Raw genomic sequence first — 14,332 nt, forward strand, 5'->3', positions numbered from 1 at the left:
CACCAGCGTGACTCTTCAGACCGAGACCACGACAGCCCCCGCGTCCGGACTCACCAGCGCGGCGCCCTACTCCGCCATGCTCGAGCGTGTGCGCTACGAGGGCGCCTACCCGACCCTTGAGCGTGCCGATGAGGCCGTCCAGTCCGTACTCGCCGCTCTGGGGCGACAGCTCGTCGGCGACGAACGCGTCGACCTCGCTGCCTGCCTCCCCATCGAAGCCGCTCTGGCCCTCACCGCCCAGATCCCTGCCCTCACACCCCTCACAGGATGGGAGTTCGTCAAGGACTTCGCCCAGCACTACGGCAGCACCCCCGCCACCGCCCGATGGAACGTCGGCGCCGTCCTCGCCGCCGTATCCCGGCTCGCCGGACCCGAACTCATCGACCGCATCATCGGCCGACTCCCCTCCGGCTACGCCCTCCTCTTCGGCAAAGCCGAACTCCCCCAACCCCGTTACAGGTCCGGCACCGCCTGACCCCCCAGGGGATCCTCGGACCTGTCGTCCAACGGCACCGACGGAAGACTGCCGGCACCCCACGGGCTGGGGGCAGACCGCGGATCCTTGACCGGGCAGGATGGGGGACGGCCTTGCGTCACCCGGTCCTGATGCGGTCGCCCTCCGCGATCACGGTGGTGCCCGCGGCCGAGCTGGGCGGGTTCCGATGACGTCGCGGGGGAGGCGGAGAGATCGCCGGTCGCTGCCCGGTGGTGTTCTCGTGGCCCTCGTACGACGCCATGCCTACCGACTGCCCGGAGCCGTCTCAGTCGGCAGCGGTGTGATCTGACTGCTGAGTGGCTGTGCGGCGGTACTCGGCGTTGATGCGCTGCGCCTCTTCGAGCTGGTCTTCCAAGACGATGATGCGGCAGGCGGCCTCGATGGGGGTGCCCTGGTCGACGAGCTCCCGGGCACGGGCGGCGATGCGCAGCTGGTAGCGGGAGTAGCGCCGGTGGCCGCCCTCGGAGCGCAGCGGGGTGATCAGACGGGCGTCGCCGATGGCGCGGAGGAAGCTCTGAGTGGTGCCGATCAATTCGGCGGCCCGGCCCATGGTGTAGGCGGGGTAGTCGTCGTCGTCGAGACGGCCGTACGAGTCATCTGCTGTCATTTGCACCTCTCTGCGGAACGCGTCGAGGGGCCCTGGTGCCGTACGGCACCAGGGCCCCGAAGGAACTACTACACCACCTGCCGGCCCTGATACTGCGCCGGCCTTCTGTGTCCGCCGACCCGGCCTGGTTGCTGCCGGGAGTGCGGGGATCGCGGTTGCGTGACCGGAGACCACCTCACTATCGATGTCCAGCGGTACCCGGACTCACCACTCTGCCCGGGCGATCCTGATGGCGCGGTTCCTCCGTTCTTCTCTGGGGCCAACTGCTTTTCATGGGGTACTGCGCACTGCTGGGTACTGCTCCACCGCGTACTGCCGGTGATGCGAACTGCACCCCGTGGGGGACCGCCTCTGCCATGACCGCGGTCCCGCTGTGGCGGCCCCTGATCACCGCGGGCCACCCGGTCCGGCCGTCAGTCCCGTCGCCGTCCTGAAACAACCCTGGCTTCGAAACTCCACTGCCGCACCGCCTTGCGACTGCATGTACTGCGGCCGGCAGTTCGTCTCTGCCAGGCCCACGCTCTCTCGGGGGTACGAGAGAAAACATAGCTATGCCAGTAGCCAATGTCTACTCTGGCCAACATAGATTTTTGAGTGTCCAACATTGAGGTAATCGACCTCGTCCATAGAGGCCGTAGGGCACCGCTGATCGCCCCGCCGCCCCGGGGAGCCCCGCCCACCGATACGCGAGAGGGCCCGACCGGCGGGTGCCGGTCGGGCCCTTACTGCTGTCCGAGTGTCAGCTCATGTTCGCCCGAGGGCCGCGGTCAGGCCCCTGCCGGGGTACCGAGCATCGTGGAGGCGTGCTCGACGGGGTCGAGGGCTCGGGCCGGCGCGGTGTTCCGGGGGAGGCCACGACAGGTGAAGCCGAGCTTGGTCATGGCGCGGAGGACCTCACCGGCGCTGAAGTCGCGGCGGTCCTGTCGGGTGATGACCTGGCCGACCTGCTTGACGGGGTAGACGCGGCGACCGATGATCACGGACTCGCCGGCGACCTCCTCGGGCTTGACGCCCTTCATGGCGTCGAGGACGCCGCTCTTGGTGAGGTCGAAGGGGAAGCGGGCGATGACACAGCGCACGATGCCTCACAGGGAGAGGAAGGGAAGGGGACCGCCGTGTTGAGGCGGTTCACGCGAGGGCGAGGGCGAGCATGGGGGCGGGGGCGCCCGGGGTGTCGTCCTGTCCACGCACGTCGGACGGGGTGACGACCCCGCGGGGACGCACGGCCTGCCTGGTCGTCGAGGTGGTGGCCGAGGTCGGCGGCGCTCCGTCGCCGGAGATGTCGCGCAGCTGGAGCCGGTCCGTGTAGGCGGGGCTGTCACGGACGGTGGTGAGCAGGGCCCGGGTCACCAGACCGGTGCACTGGTCGTCGTTGTCGCAGACGATCAGGTGTCCGGCGCGGGCCCCGGCCATCACGGCCAGGGCCACCTCCACGGTCATGTCGTCGCAGACCTGCGGTCCGGACGTGTCCGTGGCGGCGGCCGTCCTCGTGCGCGCCGGGGCGGGGCGCGGCGGGCGGGGCTGCATCTGGACCAGCGTCACAACGTGCCTCCTGAGGAGATGGGTCAGCTTCCGGATCACGTGGTGTTCAGGCCGCCGGGCTGACGACGGACCGCCGTCCGCCGGCGCGCCGGCCGGCCGCGACGGGACCGCGGCGGCTGCGGGGGGCCGCGCCGCGCCTGCGTTGTTCTGCGGGGGGCGCGGTGATCGTCACGGGAATCCCGGAGGGGGTCCGCGCGCCCGTGATCCGGCTGAGCTCCTCCTCGCCGGAGCGGACCTGGGTCGTCCTGGGCACGATCCCGGCGGCGGCCAGGACGCGGGTCATGGAGCGCCGCTGGTTGGCGGTGACCAGGGTGACGACGCTGCCGGCCTCGCCGGCCCGGGCGGTGCGGCCGCCACGGTGGAGGTAGTCCTTGTGGTCGGTCGGCGGGTCGACGTTGACGACGAGGTCGAGGTGGTCGACGTGGATGCCGCGCGCGGCGACGTTGGTGGCGACGAGGACGGTGACGTGTCCGGTCTTGAACTGCGCCAGGGTGCGGGTGCGCTGCGGCTGTGACTTCCCGCCGTGCAGGGCGGCGGCCCGGACGCCGCAGCCGAGGAGGTCCTCGGTGAGGCGGTCCACGGCGTGCTTGGTGTCCAGGAACATGATCACCCGGCCCTCGCGCGCCGCGATCTCCGTCGTCAGCCGCTGCTTGTCGGTGCCGTGCACGTGCAGGACGTGATGCTCCATCGTCGTGACCGCTCCCTGGGAGGGGTCCACGGAGTGGACCACGGGGTCGGTGAGGTAGCGGCGGACCAGGAGGTCGACGTTGCGGTCCAGCGTCGCGGAGAACAGCATCCGCTGGCCCTCGGGGCGGACCTGGTCCAGGAGCGCCGTCACCTGCGGCATGAAGCCCATGTCGGCCATCTGGTCGGCCTCGTCCAGGACGGTGATCGAGACCCGGTCCAGTCGGCAGTCACCGCGGTCGATGAGGTCCTTGAGGCGGCCGGGGGTGGCCACGACGACGTCGACGCCCCCGCGCAGCGCGTTCGCCTGCCGGCGGATCGGCATGCCGCCGACGACGGTGGTCAGGCGCAGCTTCACGGCGCGGGCGTACGGGGTGAGGGCGTCGGTGACCTGCTGGGCGAGTTCCCGCGTCGGGACCAGGATCAGGGCCAGCGGTTGACGGGGCTCGGCGAGCTGCCCGGCGGTGCGGGCCAGCAGAGCCAGGCCGAAGGCGAGGGTCTTTCCGGAGCCGGTCCGGCCGCGGCCCAGGACGTCACGGCCCGCCAGGGAGTTCGGCAGGGTCGCGCCCTGGATGGGGAACGGGACGGACACGCCCTGCGCGGTGAGCGCGGCCAGGAGGCGCCGGTCCAGGGCCAGGTCGGCGAAGGTCTCGACGGCGGGCAGTGCCGGAGTGACCGTCTTCGGCGGTGCGAACTCTCCCTGCACCGCTCCAGGCCGACGGCCGTGGCCGCCGGAGCGGCTCGGAGCCCCCGAACGGCTCGGCGCGGACGAGGCGAGGCGGCTGCTCCGGGGCGAACCTGCGATGGAGCCGTACGCGTGACCGCCGTTGCGGCGGTTACGGGAGGAACGGTTGTTCGTGCGTGTGGGGTTCATGCAGAACCTTCCTTGATACGGCGCGTATCGAGGAATTCCGGCAGCGTATGAGCGGCGTCGGGAATCACAGGCACGGGCCGAATGAAATGCGAAAGCAAGCGGCTTGGGCCGGGTCGAACTAATATCGACGCGCAAGCGGGCGAGCGAAAGAAATGCGGGGGGCTCTGTTTCGAGAAGAGGGCCCGGGAAATGCGTGCAGCTGGGGCCCGCACCCCGAAGGATGCGGGCCCCAGCTACGTATGGCGCGTCAGTGTCAGGCGGCGACGATGTTCTCGGCCGTCGGGCCCTTCTGGCCCTGCGCGATGTCGAAGGTGACCTTCTGGCCCTCCTGGAGCTCACGGAAGCCCTGGGAGGCGATGTTCGAGTAGTGGGCGAACACGTCGGGGCCGCCACCGTCCTGCTCGATGAAGCCGAAACCCTTTTCCGCGTTGAACCACTTCACGGTGCCTGCAGCCATGTCATATCTCCTTGGGGCAATACAACGGAATCCGTACCGTACGGACGCCGTGTCGCCGCGATGATGCCCTGCCCGGAAAATGACCGGAAATACAAAGCGCTTCCGTGCGGCACGCGGCCGACGGGAAGCACTTGAAGTTTTTGGGTACCAAAACTGCAACTGAGTTCGACAGTAGCACGTTGCCGCCGTCTGTGTGCGCCGAATTTTTCTCCCGGTGTGCCGCCGGTAAAAACTCTCTCCGCGGTGGCCGTTAAATTCTCAGACCGCGAGCGCAGGTATTCATGTCTTCCGAGTACAGCGCCCCGACTGCCGGCCGGGCGGGCTCGGCGGGATCCCGAGAGATCCGCAGCCGTGGCCCGCGTGATCGCTTCTGAACTTGATTGAGTGATGTCGGAGCCGTTCGCCTGACAGCGGTGGGTGGGCTCCGGTAGCTCTGGGTTCGTGAGGTACGCGCAGGGCGGCGGGTTGACCGACGCCGAGAGGGCCGCGCGGGAGCGGATCCGGCTGCAGGCGGTGGAACGCTTCGAGGGCGGGGAGAAGAACCGGGAGATCGCTGCCGCGCTGCGCGTGAGCGAGCGGTCGGTGGAGCGGTGGCGCCGGGCCTGGCGCGAGCGTGGAGAGGTCGGCGTCCAGTCGAAGGGATCCCCCGGGCCGACCGAGACTCGCTCCGGCCCAGATCACCAGGCGCGAAAGGGAGTTGGAACGTGGCCCGCTCGCCCATGGCTGGGCGGACCAGCGGTGGACGCTCGCGCGGATCAGGACGCTGATCGGTCGACTGTTCCACGTCTCCTACACGGTCGAGGGTACGTGGCAGCCGCTCAAGCGGCACGGCTGGTCGTGGCAGCAGCCCGCCCGCCGGGCGATCGAGCGCGACGACGCGGCGGTCGAGGTGTGGAAGAAGGAGACCTGGCCGCGGGTAAGAGCGCCGCGGCGGCTCTCGGAGCCTGGATCGTCTTCGAGGACGAGGCCGGGCAGTCGATGACGCCGCCGCGCGCCAGGACCTGGGGCCGGATCGGCCGGACACCGGTCGTCAGAGTGCGCGGTCAGTGATCCGGCCGTGTGTCGATGGCGGGCATGACCTGCTACGAACCCGGCGAGCGGTCCCGACTGATCTACCGCAGCCGCGAGTACCGGGGCCGCAAGGACGAGCCGAAGGGCTTCGGCTGGCGCGACTTTCGGGACCTGATCGTCCGCGCCCGGATCCAGCTCGGCGGCCCGATCGTGCTGGTCTGGGACAACGTCCGCCTCCACCTGACCAAGCCGCTGCGGGAGTTCATCGCCGCGAATGCCGACTGGCTCACCGTGTTCCAGCTGCCCACCTACGCGCCGGACCTCAACCCGCAGGAGGGCGTCTGGTCGCTGGTCAAACGCGACATCGGCAACCTCGCCGCCGCGGACCTCGGCCAGATCACCCGAGCCGTGAAGCACAGGCTCAAACAGATCCGGCACCACCCCGACCCGGTCGACAGCTGCCTCGGCGGCACCGGCCTGATCATGGACGGCTGACCGACATCACGCATTCAAGTTCAGTGGTAGTGCGGGGGCTGTTCGCGGTGGCGGTAGTACGGGGTGCGGAAGGTGGCGCCGGCGCCCTGGTAGGCGCGGTCCGCGAGGACGAGGATCTGCCGGGTGAGGCAGGCCTGGACGGTGCCGTGGGTGCGGGCCGCGGTCAGGTCGTGGGTGCGGCCGGGTGTCGCGCGGGAGAACCAGAGCGGTGTCCGGTCGGGCCGGGCGATGACCTGCACGTTCATGCCGTGCTTGCGGTGCTTCATCGAGTAGTAGGGCTCGTCCGCACGGATCCGGTCGGTGTGGATCAGGGTGCCGTCAACGATGACGTGGTCGCCTCCGCCGAGGCCGGTGAGGGCTTCGTGGAGGCCGGGCGCCCAGCCGGCCAGGACGTCCAGGGTCTCGTCGACGTACCGCCAGGCGGTGGCCTGCGATATCCCGAACCCGGTTCCGAGCCGGGAGAACGTCTCGTTCTTGCGCAGGCGCGCCAGCGTGAGCAGCGCCTGGTCGAAGCAGCCGAGCTTGCGCCAGCGGGTGCTGCGGGTCCGGCGGTGCTCGTGCAGCGGCCAGGCGACATGCTCGACGAGCTCGTGCGGGACGTCGAGCATGGCAGGACACGGAACCAACAGAGCACCGCTTGACGAGAGATAGGAGCATCCCCCGGGCTGTCGGCAGTGTCGAGTGGAATCAACACCGCCGACGACCGAGGGCTCTGCCACGTCACCACCCCAGCTGACCAGGCCTTATAGCCCCTCAGAGGCAGGATGAAACAGGTTCATTGTTGCGTTTGATACAACAGGCGGGTGAGCATGCAAGCACCCGGTTCAGCGCACCTTGTCCTGGCCCGCAACATCATTCATCTCGACCCCGCACCAGCGGTGTTCGACGCGATGAAGGTGAGCTGATCGCTCAACCGCCACTCCCGTCCGGCGGCGGGGGCGGTGTGGGCGCCAGATACCGAGTGAGGGTGTCGGCGGCCTCGGGGGTGAGGGGGGTGGTGGTGTCAAGGCCCAAATATCCTGCCAGATCGCGGGCGTGCAGACGGGTGGCGGCTTCCAGCAACAAGGCGTACGCGTCGGCGGCCGCGCGCATACGGGCCCGAGCGGTGAGGGCGAGCACGCAGGCGACCAGGGCGGCCGGCCACCACCGGACAGTGAGGGGCAGGTAGAGGAGGGCCCAGGCGGCCAGCGTTGTCGCGCGGGTGAGGGCCTGGCGGGCGGCGGTGACCTCGCTGCGGGGCCCCTCAGGGAGTGCGAGCCACAGGTGCGGCCATACGGTAGCCAGGTCGAGGCCCTGGTCGCGTTCGATGCGCACCGCCGCCGCGTTGAGGCGGTCGCCGCTCCAGGTGGGACGCATGGGTTCTTCGAACGCGATGCGCGTCATAGCGTGTTCCGCGGCCTGCCGGGCGGCGGGATCGGCGGGGTTCCTGCGGGCCAGGGAGCGGATGTCTTCGTCGCGACGCCGGTGCCAGGTTAGGGCGGCGGCAATCCACGCCCGACGCCTGCGGGCCGTGCGCCGGGCGGCGAGTCGGCGGGCAGGGCGTGGCCAGGCGGGCCAGTCGGCGGCCAGCCAGAGCCGTTCCAGCAGGGAGCCGAGGGCCTGCGCGGCAAGTCCCGCCACCGCTGCGCCTGCCAGTACCGTCACCAGCAGTACGACCTGACCGCCGCCCCTGGTCGCGGCCGAATGGTTGACCCAGGCGGTGATCCGGTCGGCGACGCGGGACAGGTCGAACGGGTGGGTGTGACCGAGGGCGACGGCGGCGGTGGCGACGGCGAGGTAGAGGGCGCCGGGCAGGACGAGCAGGGACACCCATTTCTCGGCGAGTCTCTTGCCCACCTCCGTCAACAGCCCGCCCACCGGGTCAGAGCCGTTTCCTGCGCAGGGCGGCGCCGCTCATCCCACACTCCGGCACCGGTTCGGCGGCCCGCCGCGGCCACCAGGAACGCGTGCACCGGTCGGCGGGACACAGATACACGTGCGCACCCGGGCTCGGCCTCGTGATTCCGTCCGGCCGTATCCTCCGCAGACCGGATCCGTCGTCGACGTAGCCGTCCAACCCCCATGGATCGCCGCCGGCCTGCAATACCGCGTGCAGCCCGTCCAACGGGCCTGCCACGTCGGCCCCGTCCCGTACGGCTGCCAGTACCCGTTCCACCGGGCCGTCGTCACCGCCGGGCACCGACCGCAGATCCCTGCGGATCTCGTCCAGGTGCCCGCACACCGCGGCCAACCGCTCGGCCATGTGCCCTCGTTCGTCGACCATGGACCACCCCCGTACAACTGGTTCGGCCGCCGTCCCGCCCCACGGCCGACTAATCTGACATCCCATTGAATTGTTGCACCAAAGCAATGGGCGTTACATCGGTTCACCCCCACATACCTGGTAGGGCGTGGCCGCGGAGCGGGGTACGGACAGGGGGACATGGGGTGCGCGACGAGTTGTTGGCCGCGGTGTGGGCGCGGCTGGGACGGCTGGCCGAGACAAGCGACCCTTCCGCAGTGATGGAGCCACAGGCCCTCGCCGACGCCCAGCGACTCGCCGCACTCCTTCGTACCGCCGACAAGAGCGGGGACAGCGACGTCACGGCCTGGTACGCGCTCGGCTGGTTCCACTGGAACCGGTGCTCCGCGCTCCCCCTCGGCGTCAACCACACAGATCTGATGGCCGCGGTGGCGGCGTTCGTTCCGTGCTTCCTCGACGGCGCCAAGGGCCTGCCGGAAGGCGTGCTGCCGTTCGTCGCGGGGCACGCGGCACCGCACGCGGTCGAACTGTTCCAGCGGGCCATGATGTCGACCAACCCGGACGTGCTCTCCGCCGCGGTGCACCTGTGGGAACGCGTGGTGAGCGCCACGCCACCCGGCTTCCCCCAGCGTCCGGTATACCAGACCTACGTGGGGGGCGCGCTGCGCATGCGGTTCGAGCGGACCGGGGACCGTACGGACCTGGACGAAGCCATCGTTGTGGCACGAGACGCGCTCAGGGCCTTTCCCGCCGACGACCCGCAGCGAATGAAGTGTCTGTCCTTCCTGGGAGACGCGCTTCGCGTGCGGTTCACCCGATCCGGCGACCAGGCAGACCTGGACGAAGCCGTCGACCACCTCAGGGCCACGGTGAAGGCCATCCCTGCCGACGACCCCGATCGGGCGGGGTATCTGTCCAACCTCGGGATCGCGCTGGTGCCACGGTTCCAGCAGACCGGGGAACAGGCGGACCTGGACGAAGCCATCGACGGCCTCCGTAGCGCGGTGGAGGCCGCCCCCGCCGACCATCCCGATCGCGCGACGTACATGTCCAACCTGGGGACCGCGCTGAGGACCAGGTTCGGGCGCTTTGGGGGCCAGGCGGACCTGGACCAGGCCATCACCGTCGAGCGGGAGGCGGCGGATGCCGTCCCCACCGACCACCCGAACCGCCCTCTGTACCTGTCCAACCTCGGGGTCGCGTTGATGGGACGGTTCGAACGGACCGGAGACCGGGCGGACCTGGACGAAGCCGTCCACAGTCTTCAGAGCGCGGTGGCGGCCACCCCCGACAACCACGCGGAACGCGCCACGTACGTGTCCAACCTCGCGGACGCGTTGCAGGCGCGGTTCGAACGCACCGGGAACCAGGCAGGTTCCGACGAAGCCGTCGTTGCCGCACGGAAGGCGCTGAGCACTCTTCCCGCCGACCACCCCGACCGGCCGAGTTACCTGGCCAAGGTCGCCATCGCGTTGATGGCACGGTTCGGGCGCGCCGGGGACCGGACGGACCTGGACGAAGCCATCGACGGCCTCCGTAGCGCGGTGGCCGCCGTCCCCGACGACCACCGCAACAGGGCGGGGTACCTGTCCAACCTCGCAGTCGCTTTGCAGTCGCGGTTCGACCGCGCCGGGGACCGGACGGACCTGGACGAAGCCATCGACGGCCTCCGTAGCGCGGTGGCCGCCGTCCCCGACGACCACCCCGACAGGGCGGGGTACCTGTCCAACCTCGGAGCCGCTTTGCAGTCGCGGTTCGACCGCACCGGAAACCAGGTGGACATCAACGATGCCATCGCTGTTGAACGGGAGGCGGTAGCCGCCAAACCCGCCGACCACCCCGACCAGGCCGGCTACCTGTCCAACCTCGGAGTCGCACTGCAGTCGCGGTTCGACCGCGCCGGAAACCAGGTGGACCTGGACGAGGCCATCACTGTCCTGCGGAAGGCCGTGGACACCACCCCCGACGACCATCCCAACCGGGCCAGGAGCCTGTCCAACCTCGGGCAGGCACTGCGGGCCAGATACGAGCGGACCGGGGACGCGAGGGACCTGGACGAGGCCGTCACCGTTGAGCGGGAGGCGGCGGAAGCCACCCCCGACGACCACCCCGACCGGACGCTACGGCTGTCCAACCTCGCGGTAATCCTGCAGGCGCGTTTCGGGCGCACCGGGAACCAGGCAGACCTGGACGAGGCGCTCCGCGGTCTCAAGACCGCAGTGGCGGCCACTCCCGACAACCACCCCCAGCGCCGTTTGCTCCTGTCCAACCTGGGGCAGGCGCTGCGGGCCGGATTCGAACGAACCGGGGACGTAACGGACCTGGACGAGGCCATCACTGTTGACCGGAAGGCGGTGAAGGCTACCCCGGACGACCACCCCGATCGGGCGCGGAACCTGTCCAACCTCGCGATCGCCTTGCAGGCACGATTCGGCCGCACCGGGGACCGCGCGGCCTTGGACGAGGCCGTCGACCGCCTCCGAGCCGCAGTGGCGGCCACCCCCGTCGAACACCCGGAACACGCCAAATACCTGTCCAACCTCGGAACCTCGTTGCTGTCGCGGTTCGACCGCGCCGGAAACCAGGTGGACCTGGACGAAGCCATCACTGTTCAACGGAAGGCGATGGAAGCCACTCCCGACGGCCACGTCATCCGGGCGCAGCACCTGTCTAATCTGGGGCATGCGCTGCTGGCCGGGTACGAGCGCACGGGAGACCGGGCGGCCTTGAGCGAGGCCGTCGACCACCTCCGAGCCGCAGTAGCGGCCACCGCCGCCGAACAGCCGGAACACGCCAAATACCAGTCCAACCTCGCGGTCGCGTTGATGTCGCGGTTCAAGCGGACCGAGGAGGAGACGGATCTGGACGAAGCCATCGACCGCCTCCGAGCCGCGACAGCAGCCGCCCCCAACGACCAACCAGAACGCGCCATAGGCCTGTCCAACCTGGGTACCGCGCTGTGGACCAGGTCCGAGCACACCGGGAACGGAGCGGATCTCGAGGAAGCTGTGGCCGCGTACACCGAAGTGTACGAATCGGCTACGGCAACCCCGACGGTCCGCGTCAAAGCGGGAAGTACCGTGGCCGCGCTGCTGGCCACGTCGGACACGGGGCGGGCGGCCGACGCAGCGGAGGCCGCGGTGCTGCTGCTGCCCGAGGTGGCCGCACGGCAGCTGGGGCGGGGCGATCAACAGCACGCGCTCGGTGAGTTCGCCGGTCTCGCCGTGAATGCAGCAGGTCTTGCCCTGGCCGATCCACGAACGGGCCGGCACGAACGGGCCGCCAGAGCGCTGCGGTTGTTGGAGGCGGGGCGAGCGGTGCTCTACAGCCAAGCGCTGGACACCCGTGACGACATCACCGACCTGAAGGCTCGTCACCCGAACCTGGCCGCACGGTTCGTACGCCTGCGCGATCAACTGGACCAGCCCGTCGGCGGCGCGCCCCTCGACGCGCTCACGGACACGGGCGCACTCACGGCACACCTGGAGCACGGTGCTGCCCCCGACCGACACGACCTGGTCCGCGATCTCGCCCGGACCCTGAGCGAGATCCGCGCGCTCGACGGGTTCGGCTCGTTCGCCCTACCGCCCAGCGTCGAGGAACTCCTCGCCGAGGCTGCCCAGGGCCCGGTCGTGGTGTTCAACATCAGCCACTTCCGCAGCGACGCCCTGGTACTCACTCGCGACAGCATCACCCACCTGGAACTCCCCGGCATCACCGTCCCAACCCTGAACGAGCAGATCAGCGCCTTCCACCAAGCACTGGCCGCTGCCTCCATGGGCACGAGCACCGGTCTCCGGCGCGCGGCGCAGGACGACATGACAGCAGTCCTGGAATGGCTGTGGGACAACGCGGCAGGCCCCGTACTCGAACTGCTGGACCATCACCGGCAGCCGTCGGCGGAGGCCGACTGGCCGCGGGTGTGGTGGGTGCCGGGTGGAGCACTGGGGCTGCTGCCGCTGCACGCCGCGGGCCACCACACCGATCCCGCCGACGACGCGTGCCGACGTACCGTCATGGACCGGGTGGTCTCGTCCTACACGCCGACCGTCCGCGCCCTGCGCCACGCCCGCCGCACCAGTGGCGGTCGGGTCCTATCCCCCGACGCGCTCGCCCGGGGCCTGATCGTCGCCATGCCCACCACTCCCGGCGTGCCCGGCCTCGGCCGCCTTCCTTACGTGGCGGTCGAGGCGGAGCTGCTGCGCCGGCATCTGCCGGGTGCCGTCCTGCTTCGTGAGCCCGACCCCGCGGAACCGGACCTACCCGCCACGGACCTGCCCACCAAGGCCGCCGTTCTGCGCCACCTGCCCGACTGTCCGATCGCGCACTTCGCCTGCCACGGCGCCAGCCACCCTGCCGACCCCTCCCGGAGCCTGCTCCTGCTCCACGACCACGCGTCCGACCCGTTCACCGTCGCCGGTCTCGCCCCCGTCCGCCTCGACCACGCCCAGCTGGCCTACCTGTCGGCCTGTCGCACCGCGGCCGTCAGCAACGCCGAATTGCTCGAAGAGTCCATCCACCTGACCTCCGCCTTCCAACTCGCCGGATTCCCTCATGTGGTGGGCACCCTGTGGGAGATCAAGGACCAGACCGCCGCCGCCGTCGCCGACGCCTTCTACACCCACCTCCGCACCCCCACCGGAGCACTGGACACCGGCCGTTCGGCCTGGGCACTCCACCAGGCGGTACGCGACCTGCGCGACGGCCACGACCTGCCGGGCACGCTGGACCGTGCGAAAGTCCCCTTCCTGTGGGCCGCTTACCTCCACACCGGCGCCTGAACGCCCGAGGCTTCGCCGGTGCGTACGAACGATGACAGCCCCGTTACAGGAGATATGCCCCGGATCACAGATCTCGCGTCCCCGCCTTGGTGAACTCACACCGATGGCATACGCGCTCCTGATCCCCCCAAGAGCGTTCGCGGCGCGGCACCCCCGGTGAACCGCGGGTGCGTCCCAGGGATCGGCCTCTCATCGCCTGGCAGCGGCCACCCGCGTGTCCACCGGTCTGCACGACCTCACCGACACCGGCTGGTGGGAGGCGATGGAGACGGTGCCCCGGCACCGTCTCGTGCCCGGCTTCCATCTGCCCGTCGACGGGCGCGACGAGCAGGGGCTGACGATGTGGGAGCCGGTCACTACCGAGACCGACTGCGGCCGTTGGCTGGCCGCTGCCTATTCCGACACCACGCTGATCACCCAGTTCGACGGTGTGAACGCTCGCGTAATTCCCCAGGGGAAGTTCACGTAATTCCCCACCTGCTGACCTCAGGGCAAGCGCTTGTAAGTCCTCGGATGAGGCAGCCGGACCCTGGCGTCGCTAGGTCAAGATGAATCGCGCGATCATCGACACCCCGATGATGGCGCCGATCCCTCCGGCGACCCGGAAGAACACGGGGCGGCCTCGGTCCTTGCCGGTTGGACTCAAGCGGGACTGGGCCGCCTTCACTGCCATGTTGCGGAAGTTCAACGCCAGCGCGGTGCCGTAGAGGACCAGAAACGCTCCAACGACCAGGTCGAACATCGAACCCCTCCCAGATGCCCGACTGCGATGCTAGAACAATTGCGCGAGTCTAACGAGCTCGTGCACGGTAAGCGGTGAGACGTCGAGGGTTTCGGAGGGACTGGTGCTCACCTCTGTCGTCGAGGCTCCAGGTCCGCGGTCTGCTGGTGGGAGAGCAGGCCGGCGACGGCCTGGACCATGTCACTCATGTGCTCGCGGCGGCCGAGGCGGCGGGCCGGTGCCCGCCAGTTCTTGAGGTGGGCGATGCCGTGCTCGATGTGGATCCGCCGGGAGGAATGTGCCTTGCGCTGTCGCTCGTGCATTTCTTCGTACCAGTCCGGGGCGTTCTTCTTGAACTTGCGGTGCGGTGGCGTCACCACGCGTCCGCCGGTCTGGGCGCCGAGACCCTGGTAGCCGGCGTC

General features: G+C 69.8%; 12 protein-coding genes and 3 pseudogenes. 5 read left to right on the forward strand and 10 right to left on the reverse strand.

Annotation, left to right across the window (positions count from 1 at the left end; translation table 11 throughout):
• The first annotated feature begins 76 nt into the window (after positions 1-76).
• On the forward strand, positions 77-475 hold the full coding sequence (locus ACFYX3_RS40115; RefSeq protein WP_389024849.1) for a DUF2267 domain-containing protein: 399 nt from the start codon (positions 77-79) through the stop codon (positions 473-475).
• Positions 476-761: 286 nt separating this feature from the next.
• Here the strand turns inward: ACFYX3_RS40115 and ACFYX3_RS40120 are convergent, their stop codons facing one another.
• From ACFYX3_RS40120 to ACFYX3_RS40140, 5 genes are all read right to left on the reverse strand, one after another.
• Positions 762-1,103 (reverse strand): MerR family transcriptional regulator, encoded by a 342-nt coding sequence (locus ACFYX3_RS40120; protein WP_389024826.1) that lies wholly within the window; start codon positions 1,101-1,103, stop codon positions 762-764.
• Positions 1,104-1,870: 767 nt separating this feature from the next.
• Entirely contained in the window at positions 1,871-2,182 is a 312-nt protein-coding gene (locus ACFYX3_RS40125) for an SCO5918 family protein (RefSeq protein ID WP_389024828.1), read from the reverse strand.
• A gap of 49 nt (positions 2,183-2,231) precedes the next feature.
• The gene (locus ACFYX3_RS40130) at positions 2,232-2,645 is read right to left on the reverse strand and encodes a CBS domain-containing protein (protein ID WP_389024830.1); all 414 of its coding nucleotides are present in this window, start codon (positions 2,643-2,645) and stop codon (positions 2,232-2,234) included.
• A gap of 46 nt (positions 2,646-2,691) precedes the next feature.
• Entirely contained in the window at positions 2,692-4,203 is a 1,512-nt protein-coding gene (locus ACFYX3_RS40135; protein WP_389024832.1) for a DEAD/DEAH box helicase, read from the reverse strand.
• Between the two features lie 253 nt (positions 4,204-4,456).
• Complete coding sequence (locus tag ACFYX3_RS40140) at positions 4,457-4,660, reverse strand: cold-shock protein (protein ID WP_189803121.1); 204 nt, start codon at positions 4,658-4,660, stop codon at positions 4,457-4,459.
• A gap of 441 nt (positions 4,661-5,101) precedes the next feature.
• Here ACFYX3_RS40140 and ACFYX3_RS40145 point away from each other — a divergent pair.
• Together ACFYX3_RS40145 and ACFYX3_RS40150 are read left to right on the forward strand one after the other, a co-directional pair.
• A pseudogene (locus ACFYX3_RS40145) lies at positions 5,102-5,642 on the forward strand (winged helix-turn-helix domain-containing protein).
• A gap of 92 nt (positions 5,643-5,734) precedes the next feature.
• A complete protein-coding gene (locus tag ACFYX3_RS40150; protein WP_389024835.1) occupies positions 5,735-6,166 on the forward strand; it encodes a transposase in 432 nt (143 codons plus the stop codon).
• A gap of 26 nt (positions 6,167-6,192) precedes the next feature.
• Here ACFYX3_RS40150 and ACFYX3_RS40155 read toward each other — a convergent pair.
• From ACFYX3_RS40155 to ACFYX3_RS40165, 3 genes and pseudogenes are all read right to left on the reverse strand, one after another.
• Positions 6,193-6,774: pseudogene (locus tag ACFYX3_RS40155) on the reverse strand (transposase family protein); the annotation flags it as partial.
• Between the two features lie 301 nt (positions 6,775-7,075).
• On the reverse strand, positions 7,076-8,002 hold the full coding sequence (locus ACFYX3_RS40160; RefSeq protein ID WP_389024837.1) for a hypothetical protein: 927 nt from the start codon (positions 8,000-8,002) through the stop codon (positions 7,076-7,078).
• A gap of 25 nt (positions 8,003-8,027) precedes the next feature.
• Positions 8,028-8,429, reverse strand: a complete 402-nt coding sequence (locus ACFYX3_RS40165) for a hypothetical protein (protein ID WP_389024839.1) — start codon at positions 8,427-8,429, stop codon at positions 8,028-8,030.
• A 164-nt stretch (positions 8,430-8,593) separates the two neighbouring features.
• Between ACFYX3_RS40165 and ACFYX3_RS40170 the strand changes: the two genes are divergently transcribed.
• Entirely contained in the window at positions 8,594-13,189 is a 4,596-nt protein-coding gene (locus ACFYX3_RS40170) for a CHAT domain-containing protein (RefSeq protein ID WP_389024841.1), read from the forward strand.
• Between the two features lie 256 nt (positions 13,190-13,445).
• Positions 13,446-13,619, forward strand: a pseudogene (locus tag ACFYX3_RS40175) (SAM-dependent methyltransferase); the annotation flags it as partial.
• A 108-nt stretch (positions 13,620-13,727) separates the two neighbouring features.
• Here ACFYX3_RS40175 and ACFYX3_RS40180 read toward each other — a convergent pair.
• Positions 13,728-13,931 carry a hypothetical protein gene (locus tag ACFYX3_RS40180; RefSeq protein WP_376583783.1) on the reverse strand — a complete coding sequence of 68 codons (204 nt, stop codon included), beginning with the start codon at positions 13,929-13,931 and terminating at the stop codon, positions 13,728-13,730.
• 107 nt (positions 13,932-14,038) lie between these two features.
• Positions 14,039-14,332: transposase family protein (locus ACFYX3_RS40185; protein ID WP_389024843.1), on the reverse strand; the 294-nt coding region annotated here is incomplete at its 5' end.

Source organism: Streptomyces sp. NPDC002463 (assembly GCF_042889835.1).
GTDB classification, from domain to species: domain Bacteria; phylum Actinomycetota; class Actinomycetes; order Streptomycetales; family Streptomycetaceae; genus Streptomyces; species Streptomyces nymphaeiformis.